Origin of the sequence: Paenibacillus puerhi (assembly GCF_009846885.1) — a bacterium.
Lineage (GTDB): Bacteria > Bacillota > Bacilli > Paenibacillales > NBRC-103111 > Paenibacillus_G > Paenibacillus_G puerhi.
The window spans coordinates 36381-42651 of the sequence record NZ_WUWM01000046.1; the positions used below are offsets into that span (position 1 = coordinate 36381).

Consider the following 6271-nt stretch of genomic DNA (forward strand, 5'->3'; position numbering starts at 1 on the left):
TAGGATGTTGCGGGTTTCCAGACAATCCATTATACTGTCCAAAAACTGACCTATCGTGCTTTTTGGGGGGAGAGTTATGAAGATTCGACTGCTGAGCTGCGGCTACCATTTTATTCATCGAGACGGTCTGGTCATCGACCGGCCTTCGGGCTCGGGCAATTATGCGTTTGTTTTTTTCAAAACCGGCTCCGAGATCATCGTGGGCGGCCAGAGAATGGAGGCGGCGAAGCATTCTTTCGTCCTGTTCCAGCCCTCCACGCCGCATCAATACGGGGAAGCCGGGAAGCCCTTCATTAACGATTGGCTTCATATCCAGGGCGAAGGCCTCGACGAACTGCTGGCCCGTCTGGAGTTCCCGCTGGATATGCCGGTGCAAGCGGCCGACCCGCTGTTTATTTCCAGGTGCATCATGGATATTCAGAGTCTGAACCGAATGGGAGGGCCGCTGTGCGAGGAGATCCTGGATCTGGATCTGAGAAGCCTTCTGGCCAGATTAAGCAACTGGCGGCAAGGCGCCGCGCCTCCGGAGAAAACAAGCCGGTACTTCCAGCAATTTACGGAGCTGCGCAACCGGCTGTACAGCACGCCTCAGGCCAATCTGTCGGTGGATGAGCTGGCGTCAAGCGTCAATCTGAGCAAGTCCTACTTTCAACATACGTACAAGGAGCTGTTCGGCTGCTCGGTCGTTTGGGACATGATCCACGGCAGACTGGAGCATGCCAAGTACTTGCTGGACAACAGCACGCTCCCGGTCTCGGCCATTGCCAAGTCATGCGGCTATGATCACGACACTCATTTCATGCGCCAGTTCAAGAAATTTGTAGGCATGACCCCGAGCGAATACAAGGCCAGAAGCTAATGAGCATCGGCATATTCGATCAGGCTTGTAAGTCCGCCGCCGCCGTTTCCTCCATCCGCGCTGCGGTGAAGTCAGGAAGCTTATCTTGCTTGTATATTTTTAGTTAATTCCGAAATAAAAGCTATTCTTTTCTAAACAATGCTGGTAGGATAAGAAATAGGTCGGCTAGAGAAAATATGGATGGGAGAACCAAACTAAATGAAAGATGATGCATTAAAAAGGGACGCTGCGGCTAATCGGCAGCGGCTTCGATTTGCTCTGCTGTTAGGGATATTTTCCGCCCTCGGGCCCTTTACGATCGATATGTATTTGCCTTCTTTCCCGGAGATTGCCGAGGAGTTCGGCACCCAGGCCTCGCTGGTTCAGCTTAGTCTGACGGCGTGTTTGCTGGGGCTTGCCGTGGGGCAGCTCGTGATGGGAACCTTGAGCGATGTGATGGGAAGGCGCAAGCCTCTGCTGCTGGCGATGATCTTGTACGCGGGCGCCTCGCTGATCTGTGCGTTCGCTCCGAGTATCGGCTTTTTCATAGCCGTACGCTTCATACAGGGCTTCGCAGCGGCGGCCGGTATTGTTATTTCCCGGGCCATCGTTCGCGACGTATACAGCGGCCATGAGCTCACCAAGTTCTTCTCCTTGCTCATGCTCGTGAGCAATCTCGGGCCCTTGCTCGCTCCGGTCGTCGGAAGCGGGGTTATCGCGTTCATGGCCTGGAGCGGGGTATTTCTGTTTCTTGGCCTGATCGGTCTCTTGCTGGTGATGGCGACTGCTTGGAAGCTGGAAGAGACTCTGCCGGTGGAGAAGCGCGTCTCCAGCAATATCAGGGAGCTGATCGGAAATTTCAAATCCCTGATGCAGGATCGGCAGTTTGCCGGCTATGCACTTGCTCAAGGCATTATGATAGCAGGCGTTTTCGCGTATGTTTCGGGAACCCCCTTTATTTATCAGAAGATTTACGGGGCTTCGCCTCAGCTGTTCGCTCTTCTGTTCGGTTCCAATGGAATAAGCCTCATTATCGGCTCGCAGGTTGTAGGTCGGCTGGCTCACCGGATATCCGAGCGCAGTTTTCTTGCGATCGGGCTGTGGCTATCGGTTGCAGCCAGTGTGGTTGTACTGCTTGTCGTGCTGCTCCAAGGTCCTTTATTCGCTCTCGTTGTTCCGCTTTTCTTCTTCGTCGCATCGATCGGGATGACGGCTACGGCCTCGTTCTCCCTGGCGATGGAGACGCAAAGCCGCATGGCGGGCAGCGCTGCCGCTCTGCTGGGTCTGATTCCGTTCTTATTGGGTGCGGTGACTTCGCCACTGGTCGGCATCGCGGGCGAGCATACCGCTGTTCCTCTTGGGGTGATCATCCTGGCGACAAGTCTGCTCTCTCTGCTGGCCTATTACGGACTGGCAAAGCAACCGGCCAAGCGTACGGAGAGCCATGCCGGGACCACGCAATTCAGCAATCGATAAGAAATCACAGCCTGGGCAGCATGCTAAGATAGGTGGGGAGTACAGACTTGTTGGAACGGAGAAAGGAGAAAGAAAGTGAGTACTATTAACGAAAAAGCCGTACAGCCTGCCGAAGGGACATTTGGAAGCAAGGGCAATTTCCTGGTCGTCATGGTGATGATCCTCGGCGTGTTCGTAGCGATCCTGAATGAGACGCTCCTGAACGTCGCCTTGTCGAAAATCATGGCCGATATCGGGATTGAGCCGAGCAGAGCCCAATGGTTGACTACAGGCTACCTGCTGGTGATCGGGGTACTGATCCCGGTCACTGCCTTTCTTATTCAGCGGTTCACAACGAGAGGATTGTTCCTGTCGGCGATGTGCCTGTTCTTCGCGGGTACTTGCGTAGCGGCGGTTGCCCCTGGCTTCTCGATGCTATTCATCGGCAGAGTGCTGCAAGCGGCGGGGACAGGATTGCTGTTTCCTTTGCTGACCAATGTGGTATTTGCCGTCGTACCTATCGAGAAGCGGGGCTCAGCTATGGGCACGATCGGTATCGTCATTACGTTTGCTCCGGCGATAGGACCAACGTTGTCGGGGATTATCGTGGAGCATTTCAGCTGGCGGGTATTGTTTTACAGCGTCCTTCCCGTCGCGTTATTCGTCATCGTTTTTGCCTATTTCAAGCTGAAAAATGTGACGGAAACGACGAATCCGAGGATCGACCTGCTGTCGCTTCTTCTCTCCACGATTGGCTTCGGAGGTATCGTATACGGCTTCAGCAGCGCGGGAGAGGGACATGGAGGCTGGTCCAGCAACGAGGTTCTTCTTCCCGTCATTGCCGGCGTCATCGCCTTGAGCTTGTTTACATGGAGGCAATTGAAGCTGAAGCAGCCCTTGCTTGACCTGCGGACCTTTACTTTTCGGATATTCCGAGTATCGACGGTTATTATGATGATCGTCATGATGGCGATGTTTTCGGCGATGATGCTGCTGCCGATCTTTCTGCAGAATGCACTGGGCTACAGTCCGCTGGAAGCGGGCCTAGTCATGCTGCCGGGAGGCATTCTTATGGGCATCATGTCCCCGATCACAGGCCGGCTGTTCGATAAGTTCGGCGCCAAGTGGCTGGCTATTGTCGGGCTTGCGCTCGTCGCCAATACGCTTTGGCAGTTCGCCTTCATCACGCTGTCGACCTCCTACAGCACGATCATGATCATGAATACGCTGCTGATGTTGGGCATCTCGATGTTGATGATGCCAGTCATGACCAACGCGCTGAACGAGCTTCCGCCGGCGCTGTATGCACACGGCACCGCCATCATCAGCACCCTGCAGCAGGTATCCGGAGCAGTAGGCACCGCCTTGCTCGTGACGGTTATGACCAATACCTCCGGCAGCTTTCTGACGAAAGCGGGGGGAGCCGAGACGGCCGAGCTCAAGGTGCTGGCCCTGATCGCAGGCATGAAAAGCGCCTTTTTGCTGGCCTTCGTCCTGGTCGTCCTCGCTTGGTTTGCGTCGTTCCTGCTCAAGCGGGCTGTTCCGCCGCAGGGAGACCCGGAAGCGGGAGGACAGCACGCGCCTATGCATGGATAAGAAATCGCCAGCAGCGTGAATAAGAATGGCCACCCGCAAAAGTGAAGGAAGGGAGAGGACCCCGTACCCGGAGTATCCGGAGTACCTGGAGGTCCTCTCTTTGCTATTGCCCGCAGATGAAACGTCTAGCCTACTAATGAGCAAGCAGGGCCGGATTCCCGCGTTCCAGCTCCAGCAGTCTTTCCTTCATCTGAATGCCGCCCCGGTAGCCTGTGAGGGCGCCGCCTTTGCCGATAACGCGATGGCACGGCACGGTAATCAGGATCGGATTCGCGCCTATGGCGGCCCCAACGGCACGGACGGCGGCAGGACGCCGGATCTGCTCGGCGATATCCGAATAAGACTTCGTTTGGCCATAGGGGATTTCGCCTAGTGCCCGCCATACCGATAGCTGAAACGGCGTACCGCGATAATCGAACGGGAGGCTGAAGCTCGTGCGCGCTCCCTGTAAGTACTCCGCGAGCTCTGCTCTATAGGGCTGGAGCCTGGCATCATCGCGGATCAGCGCTCGGCCCGGCAGCCTCGCTGCTGCCCATTGCTGCAATTCATCCAAGGGCTGCTGCTGCGAGCCGATAAAGCAGACCCCCTCGGAGGTGGCGGCCATGTGCAGCCTCCAATCCCCCTCTTCGAGCAGCGACCAATAAATGGCCGCTTCAGCTGGATTCTCCATTTGTCGATTCCTCCCTGTTCTGTTTAGTTAATTGACGGTAGCTGGCCGGTGTATGACCGGTCACTTTCTTGAAAAGCGTAATGAAATAGGAAAGATTAGACAGCCCGGCTAGGCGGCCGACTTCCGCGATGGATGCTGTCGAGTGCTTCAGCAGCTCCTTCGCGTGCTCGATGCGCTTCTGCTGAATATAGGCCATGGGAGTGATTCCAGTCAGCTTCTTAAAGGTCCGGTGAAGATGGTACATGCTGCCATGGCTGACATCCGCAAGAGTCTCCAGGTTCAGAGGCTGCATATAATAGCGGTCAATGTAAGCCGTGACTACGGAAATCCAGTCTTCGTCCGGCAAGCGCTGCCCGGTCGGCTTGCATCTTTTGCAAGGACGAAAGCCGGCGGATAAAGCTTGCTCCGCATGGCGAAAGATACAAATATTTCCGCGCTTGGGCGGCTTGGACTTGCAGGAAGGCCGGCAAAAGATACCGGTCGTCCTCACGGCATAAAAAAATCGGCCGTCGAACTTGGAATCATTGCTCACGATAGCCTTCCATTTCGCTGCAGTCAGCTCCTCCGGACCGATCGGTTCACCGTATTCGCTGCTCTCCCGGATAAAGGCTCCCTGTACGCGGTCATGCTCCGTGATCACCGAGACCACCTCCTTGTGTCTAGTAGAATGTTCCTGAATTAATGAAACCTAATCTCCCCCTTCAGGATGTGGGGCTCTCATTGACTTTATTGAGATATTGCTCAATACATTGTTTCAGTCCTTCTTTGGACTTGACGCTCGTGTGACGAAGTACCTGTTCTGTCATCTTCGCAAAAAACGACTCGATCACGTTGAGCCATGAGCCATGCTTGGGAGTGAAGACAAATTCAAAACGCCCCGGACCCGTCTCCAAGTCTTCCTTCGTTTCTTTGGAGATGTGGGCTGAGTGATTATCCAGGATCATCTAAATAGATACGGAGTTCAGGTTGATAATGCGCATCGAATTTCTTTAAAAAAGTCCACAAATCGCGGCTGCGGTCCACGCAGCGGTTTACTTTGGTGACGGTTGTCTGCAAGGCATCGGCAATTTTGGCCACGCCTAGTCCGTGTGCATAGTGAAGAAGCATACGAGCCCGCTCAACGCGTTGGTATTGTTCCGTTCTAGCCTGGCTGATCTTTAGTAGCATTTCTTGTTCTACATCGTCAGTTGCAATTTGTCTTTTTTCGATTGAAATGGCATGGTATCTCTCCATCGACATGTTCTATCAGCCAAACGTGCCTGTTTATACGATTCGTACAAAGACGGCTCAGTATCATCATAGGCAGGGATAGTTGTATGATTTTTCATATAAGACGGACGCTTCGTTCAGTCAAACGTGCCTCTTTATACGATTTTTCTGTGAAAATGCGCTATGGTGGTGTGTAGCAGGGGAAGTGTTTTTAGGCAATAGGATGCCCGGGATCTCCATGTTATGAGTCCATGTATAAGGCTATTCTTATGGATATACCAGTTATCTTGCTTGTCGTTCGGGTCCGCCTTCTATATAAATTTCCTTGTTCTTAAGCATGGAATAGGCGATGACGAGAATGGTTCTTGCTACGGCAATACATGCTTTTTTCTTACCGCGCCTCGATGCGATCTTCCAAAATCGTGTAGATATGCGGTTGTTTCTAGTACGAGCGACTGCCCATGCCGCCTCGCATAATGCTACTTTTGTATGTGTATTGCCCT

General features: G+C 53.7%; 7 protein-coding genes and 1 pseudogene. 3 read left to right on the plus strand and 5 right to left on the minus strand.

What is annotated here, in order from left to right; all coding sequences use genetic code 11:
- The first annotated feature begins 76 nt into the window (after positions 1-76).
- The 3 genes from GSF01_RS27315 (at position 77) to GSF01_RS27325 (ending at position 3889) form a co-directional block, all read left to right on the plus strand.
- Positions 77-859: a helix-turn-helix domain-containing protein gene (locus GSF01_RS27315; RefSeq protein WP_159888421.1), complete on the plus strand. Its 783-nt coding sequence runs from the start codon at positions 77-79 to the stop codon at positions 857-859.
- Positions 860-1057: 198 nt separating this feature from the next.
- Entirely contained in the window at positions 1058-2314 is a 1257-nt protein-coding gene (locus tag GSF01_RS27320; protein WP_159888422.1) for a Bcr/CflA family efflux MFS transporter, read from the plus strand.
- 75 nt (positions 2315-2389) lie between these two features.
- On the plus strand, positions 2390-3889 hold the full coding sequence (locus GSF01_RS27325; protein ID WP_235941764.1) for a DHA2 family efflux MFS transporter permease subunit: 1500 nt from the start codon (positions 2390-2392) through the stop codon (positions 3887-3889).
- A 133-nt stretch (positions 3890-4022) separates the two neighbouring features.
- On the opposite strand, the gene GSF01_RS27330 is transcribed toward GSF01_RS27325, so the two are convergent.
- The 5 genes and pseudogenes from GSF01_RS27330 to GSF01_RS29945 all read right to left on the minus strand — a co-directional run.
- Positions 4023-4559 carry a methylated-DNA--[protein]-cysteine S-methyltransferase gene (locus GSF01_RS27330; RefSeq protein ID WP_159888423.1) on the minus strand — a complete coding sequence of 179 codons (537 nt, stop codon included), beginning with the start codon at positions 4557-4559 and terminating at the stop codon, positions 4023-4025.
- Complete coding sequence (locus GSF01_RS27335) at positions 4543-5133, minus strand: bifunctional transcriptional activator/DNA repair enzyme AdaA (protein WP_159888430.1); 591 nt, start codon at positions 5131-5133, stop codon at positions 4543-4545. The genes GSF01_RS27330 and GSF01_RS27335 overlap by 17 nt, the downstream gene beginning before the upstream one ends.
- 127 nt (positions 5134-5260) lie before the next feature.
- Entirely contained in the window at positions 5261-5503 is a 243-nt protein-coding gene (locus tag GSF01_RS27340) for a transposase (protein WP_235941765.1), read from the minus strand.
- Positions 5490-5798 (minus strand): hypothetical protein, encoded by a 309-nt coding sequence (locus tag GSF01_RS27345; RefSeq protein WP_159888424.1) that lies wholly within the window; start codon positions 5796-5798, stop codon positions 5490-5492. Before GSF01_RS27345 ends, GSF01_RS27340 begins: the two co-directional genes overlap by 14 nt.
- A gap of 252 nt (positions 5799-6050) precedes the next feature.
- Positions 6051-6271, minus strand: a pseudogene (locus tag GSF01_RS29945) (IS110 family transposase); the annotation flags it as partial.